This is a genomic window from Leucobacter iarius (assembly GCF_039530105.1).
GTDB classification, from domain to species: domain Bacteria; phylum Actinomycetota; class Actinomycetes; order Actinomycetales; family Microbacteriaceae; genus Leucobacter; species Leucobacter iarius.
Map to the genome: position 1 here is coordinate 214,653 of NZ_BAAAOB010000003.1, position 23,967 is coordinate 238,619.

Here is a 23,967-nt window from a genome sequence, read left to right on the forward strand (position 1 = left end):
CTGTCAGCGGAGGCATGCGGCATCGGCGATAATTGATGCATGCGTGAAACGGTGAAGCTGAGGAGCCGCTCCTCGGCCGAGAAGCGGCGGCCATCCATGTTCTGGGTGCTCGCTTCCTTGATCCTGCCGCTGTGGTCTCTGATGGTGCGCTACCGATTCACTCGGGAGTCCCGTCTGCCGCAGACCGGCCCGTTCATCCTCGCGCCGAACCACTACAGCGAGATCGATCCGGTGGCCATGGGCGCCGCGGTCTGGCACCTCGGCCGCCTACCGCGGTTCATGGCCAAGGCCAGCCTGTTCAAGGTGCCGGTGCTGGGCTGGCTGCTCCGGTCCTCGGGGCAGATCCCGGTGGAGCGCGCCGGTGCGTCGCGCGGGGGCAACAACCCCATGGGTGACGCCGGCGGACTGATCCAGCGCGAGGCGTGCGTCATCGTGTACCCCGAGGGCACGCTGACCCGCGATCCCGATCTCTGGCCGATGCGCGGCAAGAGCGGGGCCGTGCGTCTCGCGCTCGAGACCGGGATCCCGCTGATCCCCGTGGCGCACTGGGGCACGCAGGAGCTGATGCCGCGGTACGCGAAGCGCATCCACCCGTTCCCCCGCAAGACCATCCGGGTCTCGGTCGGCGAGCCGCTCGATCTGAGCCGCTTCCGCACGGGCCCGATCGACCAGCGCGTCGTCACCGAGGCGACCGAGGTGCTCATGCAGGCCATCACCGCGCTGCTCGTCGAGCTGCGAGGCGAGCAGGCACCGCCGGAGCGCTGGGATCCGAGCAAGCACCAGCAGAGCGAGACGGGGCGTTTTTGAACACCAAGTCCACCCCCGCAGCGGGATCCGGCTCCAAACGACCGAACTCCAACCGGGGCCGCAAGGTCGCCGTCATCGGGGCGGGCAGCTGGGGCACCACCTTCGCCAAGGTGCTCGCCGATGCCGACTGCGACGTCACGATCTGGGCGCGCCGCCCCGAGGTCGTGCACGAGATCTCGGTCGCCCGCCGCAACAGCCAGTACCTGCCGGGCATCAACCTGCCCAAGGGACTCAAGGCAACCGAGTCGCTCGCCGAGGCGCTCTCGGGGGCCTCGCTCGTGTTCCTCGCGGTGCCGAGCCAGACCATGCGTCAGAACCTCGAAGACCTCGAGCCCTACCTCGAGCGGCGCAGCGTGCTCGTCAGCCTGGTCAAGGGCGTCGAGCGCACCACGACCATGCGCATGAGCGAGGTCATCGCCGACGTGCTCGATCTCGAGCCCGAGCGCATCGCCGTCGTCTCCGGCCCGAACCTCGCCCTCGAGATCGCCAAGGAGCAGCCCACCGGTGCGGTCGCCTCCTGCGCTTCGCTCGAGGTCGCCCAGGAGATCGCCACGGCCTTCTCCACCTCCTACTTCCGCGGCTACGTCAACACCGACGTCACCGGCACCGAGCTCGGCGGGGTGCTCAAGAACCTCATCGCCCTCGCCATCGGCATCGTCGACGGCGTCGGGTACGGCGAGAACACGAAGGCCGCGATCATCACGCGCGGGCTCGCCGAGATGACCGAGTTCGCGGTGGCCTCGGGCGGGGATCCCACCACCATGTCCGGCCTCGCAGGCCTCGGCGATCTCATCGCCACATGCCAGTCGCCGCTGTCGCGCAACAACACCGCGGGGCGCCTCATCGGCCAGGGCTACAGCCAGGCCGAGACCAAGGAGCAGATGCAGCAGACCGCCGAGGGCATCACCTCGGTGCGCCCGGTGCTCGAACTCGCCCGCGAGCGCGGGATCTCGATGCCCATCGTCGAGCAGGTCCAGATGGTGCTCGACGGCCGCATGGCGCCGCGCGACCTCGGCCCGCACCTCGCCACCGAGGACGGCGTGCCGCAGCCCGAACTGTCGCTCGGCGGCGATCGCCGCGGAGCCTGGAAGCGATTCATCGACCGAGTGAAGGGGGAGCGCCCATGAGCGCCCGTCGTACCGTCGTCCTCCTCTTCGGAGGCCGTTCGAGCGAGCACGAGATCAGCTGCGTCACCGCGGCGGGCGTGCTGCGCGCCATCGACCGCGAGTTGTTCGACGTGATCCCCGTCGGGATCACGAAGCGCGGGGCGACCGTGCTCGTCCCCGAGGAGGATCTGCTCTCGTTCCGCCTCGAGGCCGGCGCGCTGCCCACCGTCGCCGACAACGGCACCCGGGTGCTGTGGCCGGCGTCGCTCGACACGCGCAGCCTCACGGTGATCGAGCAGGAGGGCGGGCTCCGCTCGCTCGGCCACGTCGACGCCGTGATCCCGATGATGCACGGCCCCTTCGGCGAGGACGGCACCGTGCAGGGCATGCTCGAACTCGTCGATCTGCCCTACGTCGGCAGCGGCGTGCTCGGTTCGGCGCTGGCCATGGACAAGCACGTGGCCAAGACGGTGCTCGCCGATGCGGGCATCGCGGTCGCGCCCTGGCGCACCGTGACCCGGTTCGAGCTCGACCGCGATCCCTATCTGGCCGAGCGCCTCGACGAGGGCCTCAGCTACCCCCTGTTCGTCAAGCCGGCCCGTGCCGGTTCCTCGGTCGGCGTCAGCAAGGTGTCGGAGCGCGCGGGCATCCCCGCAGCGCTCGACCTGGCCTTCGCCGAGGACTCGGTGGTCCTCATCGAGTCCGGCGTGGTCGGCCGCGAGGTCGAGATCGCGGTACTGCAGGGACGCGGCGGTGCAGCCCCGCGCACCAGCAGCGTCATCGGCGAGATCGTCTTCACCGGGCGCGAGTTCTACGATTTCGAGGCGAAGTACCTCGGTGCCGCCGGCGTCGAGCTGGCGCTGCCCGCAGAGGTCACCGAGGCCGAGTTCGAGGCGATCCGCGACGCCGCCGTGCGTGCGTTCGAGGTCGCCCAGCTCGCCGGGCTCTCGCGCATCGACTTCTTCCTCACGGCCGACGGCCCCGTGCTGAACGAGATCAACACGCTGCCGGGCTTCACGCCCGTCTCGATGTACCCCCGCCTGTGGGAGGAATCGGGCCTCAGCTACACGGATCTCATCACCGAGCTCGTGGAACTCGCGATCGAGACGCACCGCTAGGCGGCGTTCGCTCTCCGACAGAGAACGCGACGCCCGGACGCGTAAGCGTCCGGGCGTTGTTGTGTTTCTGTCCCTGTCTCTGTGACGGCCGCGCACTCAGCCGGATTTGAACGCTCAGCCGGACGATTGCGTATCCGTGATCCGGCTGAGCGTTCAAATCCGGCTGAACGCACGCGCCGCTTCGGCGCCCGCCGGCAGTTTTCTCCGTCCACAACGCGGGAACACGAGGAAGCCGTCCACAGATACCGCTGAGCCGAGATATCGTCCGTTCGCCAGGGGCAGTCTGGGACGATGCACCTCGAACACCTCCTCAGAACCACCGGTGGAATCGCGCGAATCAGTCGCCTGATCGAACTCGGCTGCTCGCGTCGCGAACTCGCGGACCGTCTCGCTTCGGGTCGATATCTGCGCCCGCAACGGGGATGGATCGCGCTTCCCGAGACTGATTCCGAGCTGCTCTTCGCCGCCGAGCATCACGTTGTGCTCAGTTGTGTGACGCAAGCGAAGCGAATGGGGCTCTGGGTGACGGATCCTCATCCGGTCCACCATGTAGCGGCACCGCGCCGGAACGCCAAGATCCGCGGTCCGTCTCCGGTGGTGCACTGGCACCGGCCTCTCGTGCCGAGGCCCGGGTTCGTTCTCGAAGACTCGGTGGAGAACCTGCTCGCCTTGGTCGCGCACTGCCAGCCTCGAGAAGAAGCATTGGTGATTTGGGAGTCTGCACTCAACCGAAGCCTGATCGATCATTCCGCGATGATCGCGCTGCCGCTCACCGGTCGTGCCCGGAGTGTTCTCGAGGCGTGCACGCCCTTCTCCGATTCGGGGCTCGAGACCAAGGTCAAGCACCGATTGCGTTGGTTAGGAGTGCCGATCCACGAGCAGAGCTGGGTGCACGGGCGCCGCGTCGACCTGCTGATCGGGAGCCGGCTCGTGGTGCAGATCGACGGTGCTCACCACACCGGTGCACAGCGGGATGCCGACATCGCACACGATGCGCAGTTGGCGCTGCGCGGGTACCGGGTCATCAGGGTGAGCTACTTCCAAGTGATGCGCGAGTGGGAGACCGTGCAGCACCTCATCGTCGGTGCAATCGCACGGGGCGAGCATCTTGCACGATAGCGATGGGTAGGCCCGGCTCCGGGCGCGGAGCCGGAGAACTGCTGTTGCTGTTGATGGGCCCCAACCTGCGCACTCAGCCGGATTTGAACGCTCAGCCGGATGAATTCGCACCAAGGAACCGGCTGAGCGTTCAAATCCGGCCGAGTGAACAGAGCGGAACGCGAGAAGTGCCGGCGCCTCGCCAGCGGCGCGTCTACTGCAGCTTGGAGAGATCGAGCGTGTCGGAGACGCTCGAGCACTTGCGGGTCTGGGGGAGCAGCTTGGCGACCGCACCCAGCTCCTGCACGGCCTCGGTGCCCGAGGCCTTCTTGGAGTCGACGATCACCTCGAGGCCGGGGCTGCGTCCGTACGCCTCGAAACGGTAGAGGGGGGCGCGCGAACGATCGATGATCCAGTCGACGCCGTCGACCGCGACGCACTCCAGCGTGGTCGGCCCCGTCGATTCGATCCCGCAGCGCAGCAGCACAGCGGCGGGATCGCCCCACGCGCCGGTCGACTGGGCGTTGGTGGTGCGCTTCTCGAAATCGCCGATGGTGGCGGGAAGCCGCACGGTCACGTCGGCGCAGCGCGGGTTGTTCGCGTCCTTCGCCGGGTCCATCGGCACCTCTCCCGCGCAGCCCGTGAGCCCGAGGCTCAATCCCGCAGCCACGACGGCCGTTGCGGAGAGCGCGAACGCGCGTCGAGGTCCTGCGGAGAAGGGAAGGGATCGCACCCGTCCAGCGTAGCCTCCCCGCGGGACCCGAGCCTGAGCGTGCCGGGTGACCGGGCACCGGAATCCCGCCCCCGCCCCGATAGATTGATCCCATGCAGAATCCGTCAGCCGACCGCTCCGAGACCGGCCCCACGGTCGAGGAGCTCGGCGAATCGGGGCTGCTCGCACGGATCCTCGCCCGGCTCTCCCCAGCGGCGACCGCGACGGTCGGGCCCGGCGACGACGCGGCGGTGCTGCGTCCGCGCGGCGAGGTCGTGGTCACGAGCGACACGATGGTCGAGGGGCCGGACTTCCGACGCGCCTGGCACAGCGGTTTCGAGCTCGGGTGGAAGCTCGCGGCCACCAACCTGTCGGACGTGGCGGCGATGGGCGCGCGCCCCATCGGTCTCACCGTCTCGATCGCCTGCCCGGCCGACCTGCCCGTCGCATACCTGGAACGGCTCGCCGAGGGGCTCGACGCGGCGTGCCGCACGCTGGCGCCCGGTTGCGGCGTGGTCGGCGGGGACCTGGGCCGTGCGCCCGTGCTCACCGCCGCGGTCACCGCGCTGGGGGATCTCGGCGGACGCCGGCCCGTGCTGCGCTCCGGCGCCCATGCGGGCGACGTGGTGGCGTACGCGGGCGACCTGGGACTCGCGGGCCTCGGGCTCTCGCTGCTCTTCGATCGGGCCGCGACGACCCGGGGCGAGGCGCACGGCCGCACGCTGGGCGAGCTGTGGACCGAGCATCCCGAGGCGCTGGCCGCGCAGCTGGCGCCGTCGCCGCCGATCGGGCTCGGGATCGAGGCCGCGAAGCGCGGTGCGACGGCGATGATGGACGTCTCGGACGGGCTCGCGCTCGACGCGGCCCGCCTGGGCGAGGCGAGCGGCGTCACGATCGACCTGGATCCGCGTCGGCTCGAGGCGGCGTTCGGCGAGCGGGACGGCGAACGGATCCCGCTCGACGCGATGCTCAGCGGCGGCGAGGACCACGGCCTGCTGACGGTGTTCCCGGCGCTCGTGCGCCTGCCCGCCGGGTTCTCGGCGATCGGTCGGGTGCGTCCGCGTTCGGCGCCTCTGCTGGTCGGCGGACGTCCGCACGAACCGCGCGGCTGGGATCCCTACCTGGTCCGCTGGCCCGGAGACGGCTGACGCCCATCGGGTCGGAGCCGCGGTGCGAACCAATCGTGAACGCGGAGCGCCCGATCCGGCAATACCCGGTATGGACCAAGAATCGGGCCCGACCGACGCGCAGGTGATCGCGCGATCGAGGGCCGACCCTCAGACCTTCGCAGTTCTGTACGAGCGGCACGCCAAGGCGGTGTTCCGATACGCGGCTTCGCGGCTCGGGCGCGAACTCGCCGATGACCTGGTGGGCGAGACCTTCCTCGTCGCCTTCGAACGGCGAGAGCGCTTCGACGTCTCCGTCGCGAGCGCGGAACCGTGGTTGCTCGGGATCGCGACCCGTTTGATCCGACGTCGCCGTCGGGACGAAGCCGCGTCCTGGCGGGCGCTCGACGCGTTCGCCGGCCTCGGTGAGCATCGGGGACCCGCGGCCGAGGAGGACCCGAGTACGTCGGCGGACTCCCGGATCGACGCCGCGGCGCACACGCGGGCGATTCGGGTCACGCTGGAACGACTCCCGAAACGGGACCGCGACGTGCTGCTGCTCTCCGCCTGGACGGATCTCGATTCCGCAGGCGTCGCCGAGGCGCTCGGCATTCCGGTGGGCACCGTGCGGTCGAGACTGCACCGTGCCCGACGCATTCTACGCACAGCAATCGAAGCGGGCGGAGCCCGCGAAACGGAGCAGGAACATGGACGAACTGCAGCTTCTGCGTTCGACGCGCAACGGCGCGCGCTACGAACTCGATGATGACGCGCAGCGGATCGGTCGAGCGCGGCTCGAGCGAGGGATCGCCGAGCGAACCGGAGCCGCAGGCGAGCGGGCCGGTCGTGTCCCGGCCAGCGCCCGGAGCGGCCGAGCGAGTGCCGGGAGGAGGCCGCGGTTCGGGGTGCGTCTCGCGGTGGTCGGGGCAGCCGCCGCGGTGGTGGTCGGGGTATCCGTGATCGGTGTCCCCGGACTCATCGGGGCGTCGGCCGAGCGGGCGGAGGCGGTGGAGCTCCTGCACCGCGCGGCGGATCGTGTGGCGTTCGAGGCCGTCGAGATTCCGGCGGGGCACTACCTGAGGGTGGTGAACACCTCGACGAACCTGACGATCGGCGGCGACGAGGGAGAACCGATCGCGGGATTGTTCGCGACCGAGCGGGTGAGCTACATCCCCTCGGATCGGAGCTCGGACTGGATCGTGAGGCAGGGGGACCCGAAGGCCGTCCGGGTGTTCGGAGCGGGGAGCCGGGAGGAACAGGACCGAATCGCCGAAGAGCTCGCGTTCCCGTCGCCGATCGACGGCGGTGAAGCGCACTGGACAGGGGGGAAGCCGTCTCCTGCGGAGGAGGATCCTCGCGATGACGATCCACTGGAATCGGACCCCGACCGGGATGCTCCGAGGAGCCCTGACGCGCTCCGTGCCTACATCGATCGGGAGATCGGGACCCCCGATACTTCGCGGGCGGAGGCGATCTTCGAGTGGCTGCGGCCGATCCTGGCGGATCCGAGCCGTCCGGCGGATCTGCGGGCCGCCGGATTCGAGGTGCTCGCGACCCTCGACGGCGTCACAGTTTCGAGCCGTCGTGCGGTGATCGACGGCACGGTCGGCGTCGGGGTCCAGGTCGCCGTGCGCGACGGCGAGCGGAAGGAGCTCGTGTTCGACCCGGACACCGGAATGCTGCTCGGCACGCGGGAGGTGCTGACGGAACCGATCCAGGGGGTGCCGCAGATCCCTGTCGGCACCGTCACCGGGTGGGAACGGTACTCCGCCGGGCTGGTCGACGCGGTGCCCGAGCTCTCAGCGGACCTCGGGGCGTGACGGTGCGGGGCGTCCTCCAGCAGAATGGGAGGACGGCCCGCCGCCGGCGGGCGCGAACCATCGCGGGAGGCGCCATGACCATCGAGCCGACGACCACCGAGATCATCACCACCGGGACCGCGGAGCGCACGCTCGCGGCCGATCGGGCGACGCTGCACCTGCGCGTCTCGGTGACCGATGCGAACCGCGAGGACGCCGTTCGGCGCGCGGCCGAACTGCATGCCGCGCTCGTGCGTCGGGCCGAGGCGCTCGTCGACGCCGGGGATGCGGAGCGCTTCGAAGCGGATCCGCTCACGACCTCCAGCAGCTCGTGGGAGCAGGACGGCTCGCGGCGCACCGAGCACTACGCCGGTGCGAGCGTGCGGGCGCTGCTGCTCCGCCTCGACCTCGTCGGCGAACTCACCGCGGAGCTCGCGACGACCGGGGTCGATCCGAGCGTCGAGTGGCGGCTGAGCGACGAGGTCCGCCGCAGCGTCGAGAGCGAGCTGCGCGGCGAGGCCGTCGCCGATGCGCGGGCCCGCGCGGAGGACTATGCGGCGGCGATCGGAACGACGCTGGGCGCGGTGCTCGAGGTGCGCGAGCCGGGATCCGCGGGCGGCAGCGGGGGAGCGGCCTTCGCCGATGCGCGCTTCGCCCGTGCGGCGGCGCCCGCGGTCGTCGTGACGGAGGGGCAGCTGGAGGTGTCGGCGAGCGTCACGCTCGTCTTCCGTTCCGCCTGACCCACCCGGCAAGATCCGCTCCGCGGCTTCATGAATGTGCTTTCCGGATGGAACAAAGTGTTCTACTCTGGAGGCACAATTTCGAAGGCGAGGGCGGCATGGGCGATTTCACTCCGATGGACTACTTCTGGAGCTACGCGACCCTGCCCGGGGTGCGAACCGCCGTGGTCGCGTTCGTGCTGCTCGTCTGGGCGGTCGCCCGGACGATCCGGGGCCGGGCGACCGTACCGTTCCCGCGACGGGGGAACGGGCTCGGCTCGCCGAGGGTCACCGTGCTTCGAGCTGCGGCCGCGTGCGCGGCGCTGCTCTGGATCGGCAGGGATCTCCTCCCGCTGCTCGGCTACCTGGACGAGCGGGCGATCGGGTGGCTTCCGCTGCGCTCGTCGCTCGGCCAGCTGATCGTCGCCCTCCTCCCGCTCGCGTCGGCACTGCTCGGGCTGGTTCTCGCGCAGTTCGTCGGGAACGGCGCGGAGCGGACCTCCTCGGGTGCTCGGCAGTTCCCCACGGCCCGCCGCGGGTGGCGCTCGGAGCTGTCCCGCGGGGAACTGGTCACCTCGGGCGCGCTGTCGCTCCTGCTCCTGCTGCTCGCGGTCTGGGCGGGGAACGGGTCGAAGCCCGGGGAGGACGGCTGGGTCACCGATCAAGTCATCTCGGGGAGCGGGTTCGGCAGTTCGAGCGCTCAGACATTCGGTTGGTCCTTCGGGATCCCGACCCTGCTGCTCCTGCTGCTGACGGGGACCGCGGCCGTTCTGCTGCTGGGGCGGACGAACCGTGCACCGCTGCCCGCGGATCCGCAGGACCGTTCGCGCGAGACCGGACGTCGTCGGGCGCTCTCGGGCACCGCAGCCAGGCTGGTGATCGGCTCCGCGCTGCTCACGCTCTGGTGGGCGCTCCTGCTCATCGCGATGGCCGCCCGGACCACCCTGGGAATCGGGACGCGCGTCAACGGAACGTGGACCGAGTTCCGATGGGAATCGAACATCGGCGGATTGGCCGATCCGCTGCTCGCCGCCGCCTACCTGTGCGGCGCCTGCGGCGCGGTCCTGCTCCTGGCGGTCGCGTTCGGATGGACGCCGCGGGTGCGCTCCGAGACCGAGCGCCCGAGCCGTCGGATCGTCGAGAGCGACGCGTTCGCCGAGGAATCGCGGTGACCGAGCCGGCCGGCGCCTCCGGAGCGACCAGGTCCGCGGGGGCGGCGGGGACCGCGGACGCGATCGCCGCGCACTTCCGCGGAGTGATCGCGGCGGGGATCCTCGCCGACGGCGAGCGGTTGCCCACCGTGCGGCAGACCGCGGGCGATGCCGGCGTCGCCCTGGGCACCGCGGCCCGGGCGTATCGGATCCTCGAGTCCGAGGGGCTGATCGAGACCCGCATCGGATCGGGCACGCGCGTCGCCCGTGGCGTCTCCGCGCTCCCGCGCCCCGTCGCGCAGCGGCTCCGCGCGCTCGTGGCCGAGGCGCAGGATCACGGTCTCTCGGTGGCGGAAGTGCAGGACGCGCTCGCCGCGATCTGGGGGCAGGGGCTCGATCCCGGGGATCCCGGCCCGGGGCACGAAACCCGCGAGCCGGATCCGACCGCACCGCCGCGCTGAGCGGTGCGGTGTCAGTCCTCGCCGACCACGCGCAGCGCGGCCCAGAGCTCGGCGCGGGTATCCGGGTCGTCGAGGCTGCGCTGCAGCAGGCTCTCGGCGGTCTGGATCCGCGCGCGCAGCGTGTGCCGGTGCACGCCGAGCGCCGCTGCGGCTGGGCTCGTCTGGCCGTGGTGCGCGAGCCACACCCGCAGACTCGCACCGATGGAATCGCCGTGCTTGGCGTCGTGCTGCCGCACGGGCGCGAGCAGCCCTTCCGCCGCGCGCCGGGCTTCGGGGTCGGCGTCGAGCAGGCGCAGCACTCCGGCCTGCATCGACGGGCGGTACTCGACGGTCTGGCCGTCGCCGGCGACCCGCGCCCGCTCGAGCGCCTGGTCCGCCTGCTCGATCAGGCGGTCGAGGTCGGCCATCGCGCCGCGCTCGGAGACGCCCGCAGCGATGCCGTGCTCGAGCACGACGCGCAGCACGGGCGAGAGCTCCGCGGCATCGCAGATCACGATCGCGCCGCCGCCGCGCGGCGCCGTGAGCACGCCCGCGCGCCCGGCGGCGATGGATCGCAGATCGTCGATCGGGGTGCCGGCCGGCACCGAGGAGCGTTCGAACGAGTCGGTGAGGATCACCGCGATCTGGCCGCGGGGGAGCCTGGGCAGGATCCCCGTCGAGATCTCGGCGGCGAGCTCGCCGCGACCCGCGAGCAGCAGGCGCACGACGGAGCCGCGCAGCGCGGTCTCGGCGGCGTCGACGCCGATGCGGTGCTCGAGCTGCACCGTCGCGAGCGCGGCCACGAGCCCGATGAGGGTGCGTTCCGCGGTGTCGGGCACGCCGGATCCCTCGACCAGCAGCACGCCCATGAGGCGCTGCGCGCGTCCGAGGGTCTGCAACTGCACGCCGACGCCGTCCCGGTCGCGGGAACGGCCGGATCGGATCCCGCGCTCCACGAGCTCGCGCGCCTCGGACCGGATCCACTCGGCGCTCAGCCGGGTGCGGGCCGATGCGGGGGCGGCCTCGATGATCCGCCCCGAGCGGTCGGTGAGTGCGACGCCGCGACCGAGACGGCTCGCGGCCTCGCGGATCGCGGCCGCGAGCCCGTCCTCCTGGAGGGCGGCGGTCGAGACCGCCCGCTGCGAGTCCAGCGCCCAGACGTCGCGGGCACGGGCCTGCGCCTCGAGCAGTTGGGCCGCGGTCTGCACGATCGCGATGAACGGGGTGTCGTAGGGGACGCGGATCAGCGGGAAGCCGCGTCGGTCGCAGGCGGCGACGAGCGTCGCGGGGGTGCGTTCCCAGACCACTCCGGCCGCGACGCCGAGGGCGGTGGCGCCGGCCGCGATGAGGCGGTCGACGTAGTCGTCGGCCTGCGCCTGCGTCGGGGGAGTCGGGAACTGCGCCCCGGTCGTGAGCAGCACGGTCCTCGGCGTGAGGAACGGGGAGGGATCCGCGAGGTCGCTGCCGTGGACCCACTGCACGGGGCGCTCTCCCGCGTCGTCCGCGGTGCCGGCGATGAGCACGAGACCCAGCTGGTACTGGCGCAGCAGCTCGCCGAGCTCGATGGTCGCGTGGACCGTCTGCGCGGCGGCGGGAGCGGTGATCGGCACGGGTTCCTCCTCGGGTTCGGCGCGTCTCGACAAAGTGGCGAAAGATTCTCGCCTTGTTCACCATTCTGGCACGGCGGGTGGGCGCGCGGCGGTCATAGGCTGACTCCAGTACTCGCGACGAACCGTCGCGACGCCAACTGAGTCAAGGAGGAACTCAATGACCGACGCCACCATCATCGGCGGACCCTCGCTCCCGCAGGAGCGCAAGCTCGTGACCGCGATCCCCGGTCCGAAGTCGCAGGAGCTGCTCGCTCGCAAGAACGCGGCCGTGGCCTCGGGCGTCGGCGTCGCGCTCCCCGTCTTCACCGTCGCCGCGGGCGGCGGCGTGCTCGTCGACGTCGACGGCAACTCGCTGATCGACCTCGGCTCGGGCATCGCCGTGACCGGTGTCGGCAACTCGGCCCCCAAGGTCGTCGAGGCCGTCAAGGCGCAGGTCGAGCGCTTCACCCACACCTGCTTCACCGTGACCCCCTACGACGGCTACGTCGAGGTCGCCGAGAAGCTCAACGAGCTGACCCCCGGCGATCACGACAAGCGTTCGGCGCTGTTCAACTCGGGCGCCGAGGCCGTCGAGAACGCGATCAAGATCGCCCGCCACTTCACCAAGCGCAACGCCGTCGTCGTGTTCGACCACGCCTACCACGGCCGCACCAACCTCACCATGGGCATGACCGCGAAGAACATGCCCTACAAGGACGGCTTCGGCCCGTTCGCCCCCGAGGTCTACCGCGCCCCCGCGTCGTACCCCTACCGCGACGGCCTGACCGGCGCCGAGGCTGCGGCCCAGGCGATCCTCCAGATCGAGAAGCAGGTCGGCGCGGCCAACACCGCCGCCGTCATCATCGAGCCCATCCAGGGCGAGGGCGGCTTCATCGCCCCGGCCGAGGGCTTCCTCCCCGCGATCCAGGAGTGGGCGACCGCCAACGGCGTCGTCTTCATCCTCGACGAGGTGCAGACCGGCTTCGCCCGCACCGGCGACATGTTCGCCGCCGACCACGAGGGCGTCGTCCCCGACCTCGTCACCACCGCGAAGGGCATCGCCGGCGGCATGCCGCTCTCGGCGGTCACCGGTCGCACCGACATCATGAACTCGGCGCACGCGGGCGGCCTCGGCGGCACCTACACCGGCAACCCGACCGCGGTCGCCGCGGCGCTCGCCACGATCGAGACCTACCAGGAGGAGAACCTCGTCGAGCGCGCCCGCGAGATCGGCGCGATCATCGAGGAGTTCTTCACCGAGCTCGCGAAGTCCGACGACCGCATCGGCGACATCCGCGGCCGCGGCGCCATGCAGGCCATCGAGCTCGTCGAGTCGGGTTCGAAGACCCCGGCCGCCGCGCTCACCGGCGCGATCGCCAAGTACGCCGGCGAGCAGGGTGTCATCCTTCTCACCTGCGGTACCTACGGCAACGTGATCCGCTTCCTCCCGCCGCTGTCGATCTCCGACGAGCTGCTCCGCGAGGGCCTGCAGATCGTCGCCGACGCGCTGGCCGCCAACTAACGACGCGCACCGAGCGGGCGGCGCGGACCCGGGATCGAACACCGATCCCGGATCCGCACCGCCCGCTCGACCCGCAGTTCAGAACACCGAAAGGACACCCCTCATGGCACTGAAGCAGAACGAGCAGGACCTGCTCGACCGCGTCCAGTCGGGCCTCGGCATCGCCGGCACCTGGCAGCCCTCCTCGTCGAACGCGACCTTCGACGTCAAGGATCCCGCCACCGGCGAGGTCATCAAGTCGATCGCCGACGCCAGCGTCGAGGACGCCGTGCGCGCGCTCGACGCCGCCGTCGCCGCTCAGGACGCCTGGGCCGCGACCCCCACCCGCGAGCGCTCCAACATCCTGCGCCGCGCCTTCGATCTCCTCATGGAGCGCAAGGAGGAGTTCGCGCTCCTCATGAGCATCGAGATGGGCAAGCCCATCAGCGAGGCCCGCGGCGAGGTCAACTACGGCGGCGAGTTCCTCCGCTGGTTCTCGGAAGAGGCAGTGCGCGTGCACGGCGACTACCGCCAGAACCCCGAGGGCACCGGCACCATGATGGTCTCGCATCTGCCCGTCGGCCCGTGCTACTTCATCACGCCGTGGAACTTCCCGCTCGCGATGGCGACCCGCAAGATCGCCCCCGCGCTCGCGGCCGGCTGCACCGTGGTCATCAAGCCCGCAGCCCTCACCCCGCTGACCACCATCTTCTTCGTGCAGCTGCTCGAAGAGGTGGGCCTGCCCGCCGGCGTCGTCAACGTGGTCCCCACGTCGAAGGCCAGCGCCCAGTCGAGCGCGCTGCTCAGCGACACCCGCCTGCGCAAGCTCAGCTTCACCGGCTCGACCCCCGTGGGCGTCAAGCTGCTCGAGGCCGCTGCTCAGAACGTGCTCCGCACCTCGATGGAGCTCGGCGGCAACGCCCCGTTCGTCGTCTTCGAGGACGCCGATCTCGATAAGGCCGTCGAGGGCGCGATGCTCGCGAAGTTCCGCAACATCGGCCAGGCCTGCACCGCCGCGAACCGCATCATCGTGCACGAGTCGGTCGCCGACGAGTTCGCGAAGAAGGTCGCCGAGAAGGTCGCGGCGTTCAAGATCGGCCGCGGCGCCGAGGAGGACGTGCAGATCGGCGCCCTCATCGACGACAAGGCCGTGGCGAACTCCGCTCGCCTCGTCGCCGACGCGGTCGAGAACGGCGCCACCGTCGTCACCGGCGGCGAGATCATCGACGGCCCGGGCAACTTCTTCCAGCCCACGGTCATCGACAAGCTCAGCCCCCAGGCCGCAATCATGCGCGAGGAGATCTTCGGACCGGTGCTCGGCATCATCCGCTTCTCCACCGAGGACGAGGCCGTCGAGATCGCCAACAACACCGAGTACGGTCTCGTGAGCTACGTGTTCACCGAGAACATCGCGCGCGGTCACCGCATGATCGAGAAGCTCGAGAGCGGCATGATGGGCCTCAACACGGGCATCGTGTCGAACGCGGCGGCTCCGTTCGGCGGCGTGAAGCAGTCGGGTCTCGGACGCGAGGGCGGTGCCGAGGGCATCCACGAGTTCCTCTCGACCAAGTACACCCTCATCCCGCGCTAACGACCGGGAACGTCATCCTGCGCGATACTGCGACTCGTTCCTCGCGCAGCATGACGGCGATCTGAATGATCGGACGGGCGTCGGAACCTCCGGGTTCCGGCGCCCGTTCGCCGTTGTGGCGCGTCTACGGCGCGGCTGTGGCGCCGCTGCGCCGTGATGCTGGAGGCTCAGCGCCCGGCGAGCTCCGACCACCACAGCACGGTCTCGCCGTAGTGCTTCTCGCGGATCCGGACGAGGCCCTCCGGCCAGCTCGGCTCGGGGCTGCGGCTCGATCGCTCGACGAGCACCACGCCGTCGGGATCCAGCAGGGGCGGGAGCGCCGCGATGTTCGCCGTGAGCTCCTCCTCGCTCAGGTCGTAGGGCGGATCCAGCAGGATCGCGTCCCACGCGGCGACGGCCGCCTGCCCGTCGAGGAAGTGCTGCACCGACTGCCGCGCGACGTCGACCTCGGGGGAGGCGGCCGCCGTGCGGAACGCGCCGAGGACGGTGCGGGCGTTGCGGCCCGCGACCTGCGCCGCCTGCGGATGCTTCTCGACCAGGGTCGCGCGCGCCGCGCCGCGGCTGATGGCCTCGAGGCCGAGCGCGCCGGACCCCGCGTAGAGGTCGAGCACGCGTGCGCCCTCGATGAGGCCCCAGGAATCGAGCGCCGAGAAGATCGCCTCGCGCACCCGGTCGCTCGTCGGGCGCGTGCCCGCCTTGGGGACTTCGAGTCGCAGCGATCCCGCACTGCCCGCAATGATTCTGGTCACCGGACGAGCGTACCCGGTCGTGCCCTCGGCCTCGGGGCGCTTCCGAAGGAGATCCGGGTTCAGGAGGACGTTTCTCGCCAGAACGTCCTTCTGAACCCGGAACTCCTTCCCTGGCCGAAGGCGCGAGCCGTGCGGAGCCGGGTGTCGGAGGTGCCCGATAGCCTGGGGATGTGAACGACACGAGCCTGGAGACCCGACTCGAGGGAGTCGTGGGCGGCCGCACGGCCCAGGCGCTCCAGCGCGCGTTCGAGATGCGCACGGTGGGCGAGCTGCTGCTCCACGTGCCGCGGCGGTACTCCCGCCGGGGCGAACTCACCGCGCTCACCGGCCTGCCGGTGGGCGAGCAGATCACCGTCGTCGCGCAGGTGCTCGACGTGCGCGAGCGTCGCATGCAGCGCCGCAACGGCAAACTGCTCGAGGTACGCATCACCGACGGCACGGGCTTCCTTTCTCTCACCTTCTTCAACCAGGCCTGGCGGTCGAACGAGCTGCTGCCGGGCAAGCGCGCCATCTTCGCGGGCAAGGTCAGCGAGTACCGGGGTCAGCTGCAGCTGCAGCATCCCGACTACGAGCTGCTCGACGACGACGCGGTGACGAACGGCGCCGAACTCGACGAGGCGGCGGCGAAGGCCTGGTCCGAGACGCCGATCCCCATCTATCCCGCGACCGGTCAGCTGCCCAGCTGGACCATCCAGCGCGCGGTGGGGCTCGCGCTCGACGCGCTCGGCCCCCTCGAGGATCCGGTGCCGCGGTCGATCCGCGACGCCGAGGGGATCCTGGAGCTGCGCGAGGCCTTCGAACTCGTGCATCGGCCGCAGCGCACCAACGACTGGCAGCGTGCGCAGCAGAGCCTGCGGTTCCGCGAAGCGTTCGAACTGCAGCTGGCGCTGCTCGACCGCAGGCGCCGCGCGGGCATCGCGCCGAGCGCCCCGCGTCCGCCGAAGGCCGGCGGTCTGCTCGACCGCTTCGACGCGGCGCTGCCGTTCGAGCTGACGGCCGGGCAGCGGGCGGCCGGTTCCACGATCACCGAGGAGCTCTCGCAGCCGCACCCCATGCACCGCCTGCTGCAGGGCGAGGTGGGCTCCGGCAAGACCCTGGTCGCGCTGCGGGCCATGCTGCAGGTCGCCGAGGGCGGCGGACAGAGCGCCCTGCTCGCGCCGACCGAGGTGCTCGCCGCGCAGCACCTGCGGTCGATCGTCGAGTCGCTGGGCCCCGAGCTGGCACCGCTGCTGAACCCCGTGCTGCTGACCAGCAAGATGCCGACCGCCGAGCGCAAGCGCGCCCTGCTGTCGACGGCCGCGGGCTCCGCCCGCATCGTCGTCGGCACGCACGCGCTGCTCAGCGAGAACGTGACCTTCGCCGACCTCGGCCTCGTCGTCATCGACGAACAGCACCGCTTCGGCGTCGAGCAGCGCGAGACACTCCGCCGCAAGGGCGACGAGCCGCACGTGCTCGCCATGACCGCGACGCCGATCCCGCGCACCGTGGCGCTCACGGCATTCGGCGACCTCGAGGTGACCGCGATCCGCGACCTCCCGGCCGGGCGTCAGGGCATCGAGACCTTCGTGGTCCCCGTGTTCGAACGGCCGAAGTGGGCCGACCGCGCCTGGCTCCGATCCCTCGAGGAGATCGCCGCCGGACGCCAGGTCTATGTCGTGTGCCCTGCGATCGCGGCGGGCGCGAAAGAGGAAGGCGTCGAGGATCCGGGTCCGGTCGAGCCGGAGGTCGGCGGCGGGGGAACCCCGCCGCAGATCTCCAACGTCGAGGACACGCTGGCGGAGCTCCGGGCGCGCGCCGACTTCGCCGGGATCACGACCGCCGGCCTCACCGGCGCGATGAAACCTGACGAGAAGGATGCCGTCATGCGGGCCTTCTCGGCCGGTGAGATCCAGCTCCTCGTCGCGACGACCGTCATCGAGGTCGGGGTCAACGTGCCGAACGCGTCGATGATGGTTGTCCGAGACGCCGACCGCTTCGGCATCTCCCAGCTGCACCAGCTGCGCGGTCGGGTCGGCCGGGGCGAGCATCCGGGGCTCTGCCTGCTGCTCACCACCGCGGCCGACGGCACGGTGGCGCGCGAGCGCCTCGACGCGGTCGCGGGCACCCGCGACGGGTTCGTGCTCGCCGAGGTCGACCTCGAACTGCGGCGCGAGGGCGACATCCTCGGCACCGAGCAGTCGGGTGGACGCTCGACGCTGCGCCTCCTGCGCGTGGTCGAGCACGGCGAGCTGATCGCGCACGCGCGCGACGTCGCCGCCGCGCTGCTCGACGCGGATCCCGAGCTCCACGGCGCCCCGCTGCTCGCCGCGCTCATCGCGGGGGATCAGGACCACCTCGACAACCTCGCGAAGTCCTGACGCGTCCCGGCGGCCCCTCCGGTGCGATCCGGAGGTGCGCGACACGCCGTCGCGTCGCAGGATCTGCGAGCAATCGTGCACCTCGATCCGGAACCGCTGAACGAATTCTGCGCGAACCCGCAAAATGCCGCGGCGTCGATATCGGAGCCTCTAGGCTGGCCGCATGACCAGAATCGCCGTCGTTCCCGGTTCCTTCGATCCGGTGACCCTCGGACACCTCGACGTGATCCGCCGGGCCGCCGCGATCTTCGACCAGGTCCACGTGCTCGTCGTACACAACCCCGACAAGCACGCCATGCTCCCCATCGCCGAGCGGGTCAACCTGCTGCAGCGCTCCATCGACGAGGACGAGACGATCCCGAGCAACGTGGTCGTCGCCTCGTGGTCGGTCGGCCTGCTGGTCGACTACTGCGTCGAGGTGGGTGCGTCCGTCCTCGTGAAGGGCATCCGGTCGCAGATCGACGTGGCCTACGAGACCCCGATGGTGCTGATGAACCGCAGCCTCGCGAACGTCGAGACCGTGTTCCTGCTGCCGGATCCCGGCCACGCCCACGTGTCGAGCTCGCTCGTGCGCCAGGTCGCGGCGCTCGGCGGCGACGTCGCGTCCTACGTGCCTCCGGCCGTCGGCCGCTACCTCGAGAAGACGCGCCCAGCCTGATCCGGTACCCTGGATCGGTGAATCACACCCGCGTCTATCAGGAGAACATCCGCGACCTCATCAATCGCCCCGGCGAGATGCGGGAGCGGGAGCGCACCCTCGAGGTCCCCGACCAGCTCGGCGAAGCTCTGGCCCGCATCCCGGCGGGCGAGCAGCTCGACCTCGCGGTGCGTCTGGAGTCCGTCCACGAGGGCATCCTCGTCTCTGCAACCGCCCGCACGACCATGCATGCGGAGTGCGGTCGCTGCCTCACGCAGTTCACCGAACCGTTCGAAGTCGATTTTCAAGAGCTTTTCGCGTATACTCCTTCGGAGGCCGACGAGTATGAGGTTCACGGTGATCACGTGGATCTTGAACCTCCGCTCCGAGACGCGGTAGTGCTCGCACTACCGTTTCAGCCTGTGTGTCGCCCGGACTGCCCGGGGCTCGATCCCGAGTCCGGTGAGCTGCGCGAGGCCGGAGCTGCAGCCGTGTCCAGCGTGGATGTTGATCCGCGATGGGCGATGCTGGCCAATTTTGTGGCCGACCCAGACCGTGGCGAGGGCGAACAGCCCGCGCCGGATAGCAAGTAGGAGAGAACATCATGGCTGTTCCCAAGCGGAAGTTGTCGCGTTCGAACACCCGTCACCGCCGTTCGGCGTGGAAGGCCGAGGCCCCGAAGCTGGTCAAGACCGTCGAGAACGGTAAGACCGTCTACAGCCTCCCGCACCGCGCTCGCGTGGTCGAGGACTCGCAGGGCACCCCCCTGTTCCTCGAGTACAAGGGCCGCAAGGTCGCCGACGTTTAAGGTGCAGGCACCTGAGATGCCGCCGGGATCCCCTTCGGGGGAGCCCGGCGGCTTTCTTTCATCGTTCGGCGTCGCGATCGATCCCGAGCTGCTGCAGCTCGCGCTGACGCACCGCTCCTGGGCCTACGAGCACGGGGGCGCGCCGCACAACGAGCGCCTCGAGTTCCTCGGGGACTCGATCCTCGGCCAGGCGGTCACGGTCAAGCTGTACCGCGACTACCCTGATCTGTCGGAGGGCGAGCTCGCCAAGCGGCGCGCCGCGCTGGTGTCGACGGTCGCGCTCGCCGAGATCGCTCGTGGCCTCGGTCTCGGCTCCGAGCTGCGTCTCGGCAAGGGCGAGGAACTGACGGGCGGTCGCGACAAGGACTCGATCCTCGCGGACACCGTCGAGGCGACCATCGGCGCCGTCTACCTGTCGACCGATCCCGAGACGGCTGCGCAGTTCGTGCGCCAGCTCGTCGCACCGCTGCTCGAGGATCCCGACCGCTTCACGGTCGCACTCGACCCCAAGACCTCGCTGCAGGAGGAGGCGGCCGCCCGCGGTCTGCCGCATCCCGCATACGACGTCACGGGTGAGGGGCCCGACCACGATCGCCGCTTCACCGCGCGCGTCGAACTCGCGGGCGCCGTCGGTACCGGCCGGGGCACCAGCAAGAAGGCCGCCGAGCTCGCGGCCGCCCGCGACGCCGTCGCGCAGCTGCGCAACGGCCGGTAGGCGAGGCGTTCGCGATGCCCGAGCTCCCCGAGGTCGAGGTCGTTCGCGCGGGCCTCGCGCCCGCGCTGAACGGCGCGAGCGTCGTCGCCGCGGAGGTGCGCGACGCGCGGGCGCTGAAGCGCCACGTGCCGCTCTCGGACGAAGCCGGGGTCGGCGGCGTGGGCGTGAGTCTCGACGCCGCCGCGGCTGCGGTGCGCGCCGCGGACTTCGAACGTCGCATCGTCGGCGTATCGTTCGCCGCGCCGGCCCGGCGCGGCAAATTCCTGTGGGTGCCGATCGCCGACGGCCCTCCGGTCGCGCTGCTCGCCCACCTCGGCATGAGCGGGCAGATGCTGCTGCGCGCACACGACGCTCCCGATGACGCGCACGTGCGCGTGCGGCTCTGGATCGAGCATCCCGAGCACGGTGAGCTGCGCCTCGACTTCTCGGATCAGCGGCTGTTCGGCTCCCTCGCCATCGACGCGCTCGTCGCCACCGACGACGGCTTCGCCGCCGGTCGCGGTGCGGCGGAGGCGCTGATCCCGGGGCAGGCGGCGCACATCGCGCGCGACCCGCTCGATCCCGCCTTCGACGACGCGCTGTTCATCGCGCGGCTGCGCGCCCGCCCGGTCGCGGTGAAGCGCCAGCTGCTCGACCAGGGGCTCATCAGCGGCGTCGGCAACATCTACGCAGACGAGGCGCTGTGGCGCGCGCGGATCCACCCGGAGACCGCGGGCACCCGCATCGGAGCGGCGAAGGCCACCGAGCTGCTCGCGCACGTGCGCGAGGTGTTCGCGAAAGCCCTCGCGGAGGGCGGCACGAGCTTCGACGCGCAGTACGTCAACGTGAACGGGCAGGCGGGGTACTTCGCCCACTCGCTCAACGCATACGGCCGCACGGGGGAGGCCTGTCCGCGCTGCGGCACCCCGATCAGGCGCATGGCGTTCATGAACCGCGGATCGCACTTCTGCCCGAAGTGCCAGCGGAAGCGTACGTAGCCTCCAACCGGTGCGTGAGCTGCGCTATCGTGCAGGCATGTCCTGGAGCCCCGCGGCGCGACCCGCCCTCATCGTGATCGACGTGCAGCGCGGCTTCGACGACGCCGCGTTCTGGGGGAGGCGCGACAACCCCGCGTGCGAGGCGAACATCGCCGCGCTGATCGCGCACTGGCGTGCGCAGGAGTGGCCGCTCGTGTTCGTGCAGCACGACTCCGCGAACCCCGACTCCCCGCTGCACCCGGGTCGGCCCGGCCACGACTTCAAGGACTGCGTCACCGGTGATCCCGACCTGCTGGTGCGGAAGCAGGTCAACTCCAGCTTCTACGGAACGCCCGATCTCGACGCCTGGCTGCGCCAGGAGCGCATTTCGCAGCTCGTGATCTGCGGGATCACGACGAACCACTGCTGCGAGACCACCGCGCGCATGGCCGGCAACCTCGGCTACGACACGGTCTTCGCGATCGACGCGACGCACACCTTCGACCGGCGCTCGCCGGACGGGAACCTGATCGAAGCGGCCGCGCTGTCGGAGACGACCGCGACGAACCTGCACGGCGAGTTCGCGACGGTGCTGCGCGCCCGCGAGATCCTCGGATCGGGCGCCTGATCCACGTGCCGCGCGGAGGGTTCCGCCTGCGCGCGAAGGCCTGAGCGCTCCCAGCTCGCGCGCAGCGACGGCGCCGCCACCCCGAGGTTCGCGGGCGTATGCTCAGCGCAGCGGCCCGGAAGAACGGACCCGAGCGAGAGCGAGGGGATCCCATGTCTCACACGATCTTCGTCACCGTCTACCTCGTCGTGATGGGTCTGCTCATCGTCGGCGTGGACGTGCTGTTCCTGCGCGAGCACTTCTGGCTGCGCCTCGGCGTGAACGTCGGGATCGTGGCCGTGTTCGCGCTCGCCTACCTGCTCCTGCTGCGCGACGCGTTCAAATAATGGCCGACGTTCAGCGGCCCTCGAGCTCCTGCACCCGCGCCTCGAGCGCCCGGATGCGATCGTAGAGCTCGACCAGCGTGACCCCGTCGGCGACGACGCCGGGGCGCCGCCAGTTCCACCGCACGAACTCCTCGTGCGTCGCGAACGCCTCGCGGGGGCGGTACTCGGTCGGCGGCTCTCCTGAGACGTTGAAGCCGAAGAAGTTCATGGCGGATCCTCTCGATCCTCGTCGCCCGACATCCCGGGCCCTGCGCTCAGCGTAGGCGCGACGGACGACGGAGTCACGCGTTCGGGCCCGGCCGCTGACGGGAGAACCCGGACTCGGATCACGGAATAGACTTGCGGACCATGGGCGAACACGGCGGAGCGGGCTGAGCGGTGCGCAGGATCTTCGGAAAGCCGATCGTCTGGGCGGCCGTGCTCATCGCCGCGGCCTCGGTGCTCTTCGCGACCGGCACCTTCGGACTCAGCGATGACTGGATCGTGCCGTTCCTGCTGACCCTGCTCGGCGGATGGTTCGCGGGCAACGCGATCCTCGACGGGCTGAATCGGGTCGAGCCGTTCCGCATCCGGATCATGCTCCACATCGGCGCGATCGCGGCGATCGCACTCGCGATCTGGGCGATGTTCCTCTGGACGAAGCCGCTCGCGAAGGCGGGGATCCTCCCGGACTCGGGCTGGGGCGTGTTCTTCGCGCTCCAGATGGCCGGGCTCGTCGCCGTCGCCTGGTTGGTGCTCGCACTGCTCCACACGGTCACGGCGCTCGTCAAGGTCGGCAGCAAGCCGGTCGACCGCCGCCTGCCCGAGTGGGAGGCGGCCGAGAGCGACGGCGCGATCGTGCGCTTCTCCGCCGCACCGATGCGTTTCGGCGTGCTCACCGGCGTGATCGTCGGCACGATCGTCGTGGCGAGCCTGCTGGGGGCGGGACTCATGCTCGCGTTCCCCGCGATCATGAACGCGGGGCCGATGGTGGTGATCGTCGCGCTCGCGCTGGTCATCGGGCTGCCGCTCTACGCGATCATCAGCGCGATGTTCCGGGCTCGGAGCCGCCGCTGCTCGGTCCTGTTCGGAGACCGGCGCCTGCGGCTCGAGGTCGGAGACGACGTGTTCGAGTGCGGCTACGTGCAGCTCGACGAGCTCATCTGGCGGCGGGGGAGCGAGTACGCGCGGATCGAGCTCGGCGCGCGCGGAGAACGGCGGTCCCTCATCGTCGGAGTCGCGAAGCAGCCGCCGGACGTGGCCCCGAACCTGCCTGAGCTGTCGCGCCGAACGAAGCGGCTGCTCGAAGCAGCCGGACTCGAGGACGTCTCGAGCGAGCGCGAGGTCCGGTCGGGTCTGACCCGCTACCGGCGTCAGGCGGTGCCCGCGTCCGCTACCGGCTGACGCAGGATCGTGCGCAGCTTCTCGGGCGCCGTGCGGCGCGGATCCCCGAGGTAGACCTCGTGATGCCGGCCCGTCATGCGGAGTTCCTGCCCGGGGATGAATCGCTCGTGCAGTTCCGCGAGCGTGTCGGTCTCGTCGTCGTAGGAGCCGATGTGCAGGGTCTGCACGCAGCGGCCCTCGGTGAGGGACTCACACCGGACATCGCCGATGCGGGCGGCGGCGTCCTTCTTGGCGCTCGCCGCTGAGACCGCCGCGGCGAATCGCTGTTCGTCGATCCAGTCGGGCATCAGCAGCATCATGGTCCAGTCCCACTGCGACTTGTCGCGGGCGGAGGTGAAGGAGTCCATGTCGTCCGCCCACCAGAGCGCCTCGAGCGGCGGCACGACGTAGTCGCGGTCGAGCTCGCGCGCGCTCGCGAACTTCATCGCGTAGGCCACGGGGTAGAGCGCGGCGATCGCGTCGGCGGCGACCTCGGAGTTGGGGTCGCCGTGGCCGTCGATCATGAGGTACCGGCGCTCGGGCAGGTCGATGATCTCGAACCGGCCGCGCGGGGCGCGGTAGGACGCGAGCGTGCGCTTGAAGTCGATCTTCTCGGTCATGGCGTCAGCGTAGTTCCTGCCCCCGACATCGACCGGGCCCGAATCATCCGTTCGGCGTCTCGAAAGGATGAT

At 70.7% G+C, this 23,967-nt stretch carries 26 protein-coding genes; 21 read left to right on the top strand and 5 right to left on the bottom strand.

What is annotated here, in order from left to right; genetic code table 11:
- The first annotated feature begins 39 nt into the window (after positions 1 to 39).
- The 4 genes from ABD169_RS12625 to ABD169_RS12640 all read left to right on the top strand — a co-directional run bounded on the left by ABD169_RS12625 (position 40) and on the right by ABD169_RS12640 (position 4,150).
- The gene (locus ABD169_RS12625; protein WP_344032719.1) at positions 40 to 807 is read left to right on the top strand and encodes a lysophospholipid acyltransferase family protein; all 768 of its coding nucleotides are present in this window, start codon (positions 40 to 42) and stop codon (positions 805 to 807) included.
- Positions 804 to 1,934 carry an NAD(P)H-dependent glycerol-3-phosphate dehydrogenase gene (locus ABD169_RS12630; RefSeq protein ID WP_344032721.1) on the top strand — a complete coding sequence of 377 codons (1,131 nt, stop codon included), beginning with the start codon at positions 804 to 806 and terminating at the stop codon, positions 1,932 to 1,934. Before ABD169_RS12625 ends, ABD169_RS12630 begins: the two co-directional genes overlap by 4 nt.
- Positions 1,931 to 3,031: a D-alanine--D-alanine ligase family protein gene (locus ABD169_RS12635; RefSeq protein ID WP_344032723.1), complete on the top strand. Its 1,101-nt coding sequence runs from the start codon at positions 1,931 to 1,933 to the stop codon at positions 3,029 to 3,031. The genes ABD169_RS12630 and ABD169_RS12635 overlap by 4 nt, the downstream gene beginning before the upstream one ends.
- A 291-nt stretch (positions 3,032 to 3,322) precedes the next feature.
- Positions 3,323 to 4,150: a DUF559 domain-containing protein gene (locus ABD169_RS12640; RefSeq protein ID WP_344032725.1), complete on the top strand. Its 828-nt coding sequence runs from the start codon at positions 3,323 to 3,325 to the stop codon at positions 4,148 to 4,150.
- A gap of 193 nt (positions 4,151 to 4,343) precedes the next feature.
- On the opposite strand, the gene ABD169_RS12645 is transcribed toward ABD169_RS12640, so the two are convergent.
- Complete coding sequence (locus tag ABD169_RS12645) at positions 4,344 to 4,862, bottom strand: DUF3515 domain-containing protein (protein WP_344032727.1); 519 nt, start codon at positions 4,860 to 4,862, stop codon at positions 4,344 to 4,346.
- A 92-nt stretch (positions 4,863 to 4,954) separates the two neighbouring features.
- On the opposite strand from ABD169_RS12645, the gene thiL reads away from it, so the two are divergent.
- The 6 genes from thiL to ABD169_RS12675 all read left to right on the top strand — a co-directional run bounded on the left by thiL (position 4,955) and on the right by ABD169_RS12675 (position 10,077).
- Positions 4,955 to 5,989 carry a thiamine-phosphate kinase gene (gene thiL, locus ABD169_RS12650; protein ID WP_344032729.1) on the top strand — a complete coding sequence of 345 codons (1,035 nt, stop codon included), beginning with the start codon at positions 4,955 to 4,957 and terminating at the stop codon, positions 5,987 to 5,989.
- Positions 5,990 to 6,059: 70 nt separating this feature from the next.
- Positions 6,060 to 6,713, top strand: coding sequence for an RNA polymerase sigma factor (locus ABD169_RS12655; RefSeq protein ID WP_344032731.1), 654 nt, complete (start codon positions 6,060 to 6,062; stop codon positions 6,711 to 6,713).
- A 139-nt stretch (positions 6,714 to 6,852) separates the two neighbouring features.
- Positions 6,853 to 7,767: a hypothetical protein gene (locus ABD169_RS12660; protein ID WP_344032733.1), complete on the top strand. Its 915-nt coding sequence runs from the start codon at positions 6,853 to 6,855 to the stop codon at positions 7,765 to 7,767.
- Between the two features lie 74 nt (positions 7,768 to 7,841).
- Positions 7,842 to 8,486, top strand: a complete 645-nt coding sequence (locus tag ABD169_RS12665; protein ID WP_344032736.1) for an SIMPL domain-containing protein — start codon at positions 7,842 to 7,844, stop codon at positions 8,484 to 8,486.
- Positions 8,487 to 8,584: 98 nt separating this feature from the next.
- The gene (locus ABD169_RS12670) at positions 8,585 to 9,637 is read left to right on the top strand and encodes a hypothetical protein (RefSeq protein ID WP_344032738.1); all 1,053 of its coding nucleotides are present in this window, start codon (positions 8,585 to 8,587) and stop codon (positions 9,635 to 9,637) included.
- A complete protein-coding gene (locus tag ABD169_RS12675) occupies positions 9,634 to 10,077 on the top strand; it encodes a GntR family transcriptional regulator (RefSeq protein WP_344032740.1) in 444 nt (147 codons plus the stop codon). The genes ABD169_RS12670 and ABD169_RS12675 overlap by 4 nt, the downstream gene beginning before the upstream one ends.
- Positions 10,078 to 10,088: 11 nt before the next feature.
- Here ABD169_RS12675 and ABD169_RS12680 read toward each other — a convergent pair whose 3' ends face one another.
- Positions 10,089 to 11,666: a PucR family transcriptional regulator gene (locus tag ABD169_RS12680; RefSeq protein WP_344032743.1), complete on the bottom strand. Its 1,578-nt coding sequence runs from the start codon at positions 11,664 to 11,666 to the stop codon at positions 10,089 to 10,091.
- 157 nt (positions 11,667 to 11,823) lie between these two features.
- Between ABD169_RS12680 and gabT the strand changes: the two genes are divergently transcribed.
- A complete protein-coding gene (gabT, locus tag ABD169_RS12685; protein WP_046454517.1) occupies positions 11,824 to 13,167 on the top strand; it encodes a 4-aminobutyrate--2-oxoglutarate transaminase in 1,344 nt (447 codons plus the stop codon).
- A gap of 103 nt (positions 13,168 to 13,270) precedes the next feature.
- A complete protein-coding gene (locus ABD169_RS12690) occupies positions 13,271 to 14,737 on the top strand; it encodes an NAD-dependent succinate-semialdehyde dehydrogenase (protein WP_046454516.1) in 1,467 nt (488 codons plus the stop codon).
- A 167-nt stretch (positions 14,738 to 14,904) separates the two neighbouring features.
- Here the strand turns inward: ABD169_RS12690 and rsmD are convergent, their stop codons facing one another.
- Entirely contained in the window at positions 14,905 to 15,486 is a 582-nt protein-coding gene (gene rsmD, locus ABD169_RS12695; RefSeq protein WP_344032746.1) for a 16S rRNA (guanine(966)-N(2))-methyltransferase RsmD, read from the bottom strand.
- A 170-nt stretch (positions 15,487 to 15,656) separates the two neighbouring features.
- Here rsmD and ABD169_RS12700 point away from each other — a divergent pair, with 170 nt between their 5' ends.
- The 8 genes from ABD169_RS12700 to ABD169_RS12735 all read left to right on the top strand — a co-directional run bounded on the left by ABD169_RS12700 (position 15,657) and on the right by ABD169_RS12735 (position 21,913).
- Positions 15,657 to 17,843, top strand: a complete 2,187-nt coding sequence (locus ABD169_RS12700; RefSeq protein WP_344032748.1) for an ATP-dependent DNA helicase RecG — start codon at positions 15,657 to 15,659, stop codon at positions 17,841 to 17,843.
- A 163-nt stretch (positions 17,844 to 18,006) separates the two neighbouring features.
- Positions 18,007 to 18,501 carry a pantetheine-phosphate adenylyltransferase gene (gene coaD, locus ABD169_RS12705; RefSeq protein ID WP_046454513.1) on the top strand — a complete coding sequence of 165 codons (495 nt, stop codon included), beginning with the start codon at positions 18,007 to 18,009 and terminating at the stop codon, positions 18,499 to 18,501.
- Positions 18,502 to 18,518: 17 nt separating this feature from the next.
- Positions 18,519 to 19,073 carry a YceD family protein gene (locus ABD169_RS12710; protein WP_344032750.1) on the top strand — a complete coding sequence of 185 codons (555 nt, stop codon included), beginning with the start codon at positions 18,519 to 18,521 and terminating at the stop codon, positions 19,071 to 19,073.
- A gap of 11 nt (positions 19,074 to 19,084) precedes the next feature.
- On the top strand, positions 19,085 to 19,288 hold the full coding sequence (gene rpmF, locus ABD169_RS12715) for a 50S ribosomal protein L32 (protein ID WP_046454512.1): 204 nt from the start codon (positions 19,085 to 19,087) through the stop codon (positions 19,286 to 19,288).
- A gap of 16 nt (positions 19,289 to 19,304) precedes the next feature.
- On the top strand, positions 19,305 to 20,003 hold the full coding sequence (gene rnc / locus ABD169_RS12720; RefSeq protein ID WP_052961284.1) for a ribonuclease III: 699 nt from the start codon (positions 19,305 to 19,307) through the stop codon (positions 20,001 to 20,003).
- Positions 20,004 to 20,017: 14 nt separating this feature from the next.
- The gene (mutM, locus tag ABD169_RS12725; RefSeq protein WP_344032753.1) at positions 20,018 to 20,980 is read left to right on the top strand and encodes a bifunctional DNA-formamidopyrimidine glycosylase/DNA-(apurinic or apyrimidinic site) lyase; all 963 of its coding nucleotides are present in this window, start codon (positions 20,018 to 20,020) and stop codon (positions 20,978 to 20,980) included.
- Between the two features lie 37 nt (positions 20,981 to 21,017).
- Complete coding sequence (locus ABD169_RS12730; RefSeq protein ID WP_344032755.1) at positions 21,018 to 21,587, top strand: cysteine hydrolase family protein; 570 nt, start codon at positions 21,018 to 21,020, stop codon at positions 21,585 to 21,587.
- Between the two features lie 152 nt (positions 21,588 to 21,739).
- Positions 21,740 to 21,913, top strand: a complete 174-nt coding sequence (locus tag ABD169_RS12735; protein WP_344032757.1) for a hypothetical protein — start codon at positions 21,740 to 21,742, stop codon at positions 21,911 to 21,913.
- Between the two features lie 10 nt (positions 21,914 to 21,923).
- On the opposite strand, the gene ABD169_RS12740 is transcribed toward ABD169_RS12735, so the two are convergent.
- Positions 21,924 to 22,121 carry a hypothetical protein gene (locus ABD169_RS12740; protein ID WP_344032759.1) on the bottom strand — a complete coding sequence of 66 codons (198 nt, stop codon included), beginning with the start codon at positions 22,119 to 22,121 and terminating at the stop codon, positions 21,924 to 21,926.
- Between the two features lie 170 nt (positions 22,122 to 22,291).
- Here ABD169_RS12740 and ABD169_RS12745 point away from each other — a divergent pair, with 170 nt between their 5' ends.
- Positions 22,292 to 23,296 (top strand): hypothetical protein, encoded by a 1,005-nt coding sequence (locus ABD169_RS12745; RefSeq protein ID WP_344032761.1) that lies wholly within the window; start codon positions 22,292 to 22,294, stop codon positions 23,294 to 23,296.
- On the opposite strand, the gene ABD169_RS12750 is transcribed toward ABD169_RS12745, so the two are convergent.
- On the bottom strand, positions 23,266 to 23,895 hold the full coding sequence (locus ABD169_RS12750; RefSeq protein ID WP_344032763.1) for a GyrI-like domain-containing protein: 630 nt from the start codon (positions 23,893 to 23,895) through the stop codon (positions 23,266 to 23,268). The genes ABD169_RS12745 and ABD169_RS12750 overlap by 31 nt on opposite strands.
- Positions 23,896 to 23,967 lie beyond the last annotated feature (72 nt).

Excerpts from the sequence above, each read along its gene's own strand:
- ABD169_RS12670 (WP_344032738.1), top strand. The coding sequence starts at position 8,585 with ATGGGCGATTTCACTCCGATGGACTACTTCTGGAGCTACGCGACCCTG.
- ABD169_RS12640 (WP_344032725.1), top strand. The coding sequence starts at position 3,323 with ATGCACCTCGAACACCTCCTCAGAACCACCGGTGGAATCGCGCGAATC.
- mutM (WP_344032753.1), top strand. The coding sequence starts at position 20,018 with ATGCCCGAGCTCCCCGAGGTCGAGGTCGTTCGCGCGGGCCTCGCGCCC.
- ABD169_RS12635 (WP_344032723.1), top strand. The coding sequence starts at position 1,931 with ATGAGCGCCCGTCGTACCGTCGTCCTCCTCTTCGGAGGCCGTTCGAGC.
- ABD169_RS12730 (WP_344032755.1), top strand. The coding sequence starts at position 21,018 with ATGTCCTGGAGCCCCGCGGCGCGACCCGCCCTCATCGTGATCGACGTG.
- rnc (WP_052961284.1), top strand. The coding sequence starts at position 19,305 with ATGCCGCCGGGATCCCCTTCGGGGGAGCCCGGCGGCTTTCTTTCATCG.
- thiL (WP_344032729.1), top strand. The coding sequence starts at position 4,955 with ATGCAGAATCCGTCAGCCGACCGCTCCGAGACCGGCCCCACGGTCGAG.
- coaD (WP_046454513.1), top strand. The coding sequence starts at position 18,007 with ATGACCAGAATCGCCGTCGTTCCCGGTTCCTTCGATCCGGTGACCCTC.
- gabT (WP_046454517.1), top strand. The coding sequence starts at position 11,824 with ATGACCGACGCCACCATCATCGGCGGACCCTCGCTCCCGCAGGAGCGC.
- ABD169_RS12625 (WP_344032719.1), top strand. The coding sequence starts at position 40 with ATGCGTGAAACGGTGAAGCTGAGGAGCCGCTCCTCGGCCGAGAAGCGG.
- rpmF (WP_046454512.1), top strand. The coding sequence starts at position 19,085 with ATGGCTGTTCCCAAGCGGAAGTTGTCGCGTTCGAACACCCGTCACCGC.
- ABD169_RS12735 (WP_344032757.1), top strand. The coding sequence starts at position 21,740 with ATGTCTCACACGATCTTCGTCACCGTCTACCTCGTCGTGATGGGTCTG.
- ABD169_RS12750 (WP_344032763.1), bottom strand. The coding sequence starts at position 23,895 with ATGACCGAGAAGATCGACTTCAAGCGCACGCTCGCGTCCTACCGCGCC.
- ABD169_RS12655 (WP_344032731.1), top strand. The coding sequence starts at position 6,060 with ATGGACCAAGAATCGGGCCCGACCGACGCGCAGGTGATCGCGCGATCG.
- ABD169_RS12690 (WP_046454516.1), top strand. The coding sequence starts at position 13,271 with ATGGCACTGAAGCAGAACGAGCAGGACCTGCTCGACCGCGTCCAGTCG.
- ABD169_RS12740 (WP_344032759.1), bottom strand. The coding sequence starts at position 22,121 with ATGAACTTCTTCGGCTTCAACGTCTCAGGAGAGCCGCCGACCGAGTAC.
- ABD169_RS12665 (WP_344032736.1), top strand. The coding sequence starts at position 7,842 with ATGACCATCGAGCCGACGACCACCGAGATCATCACCACCGGGACCGCG.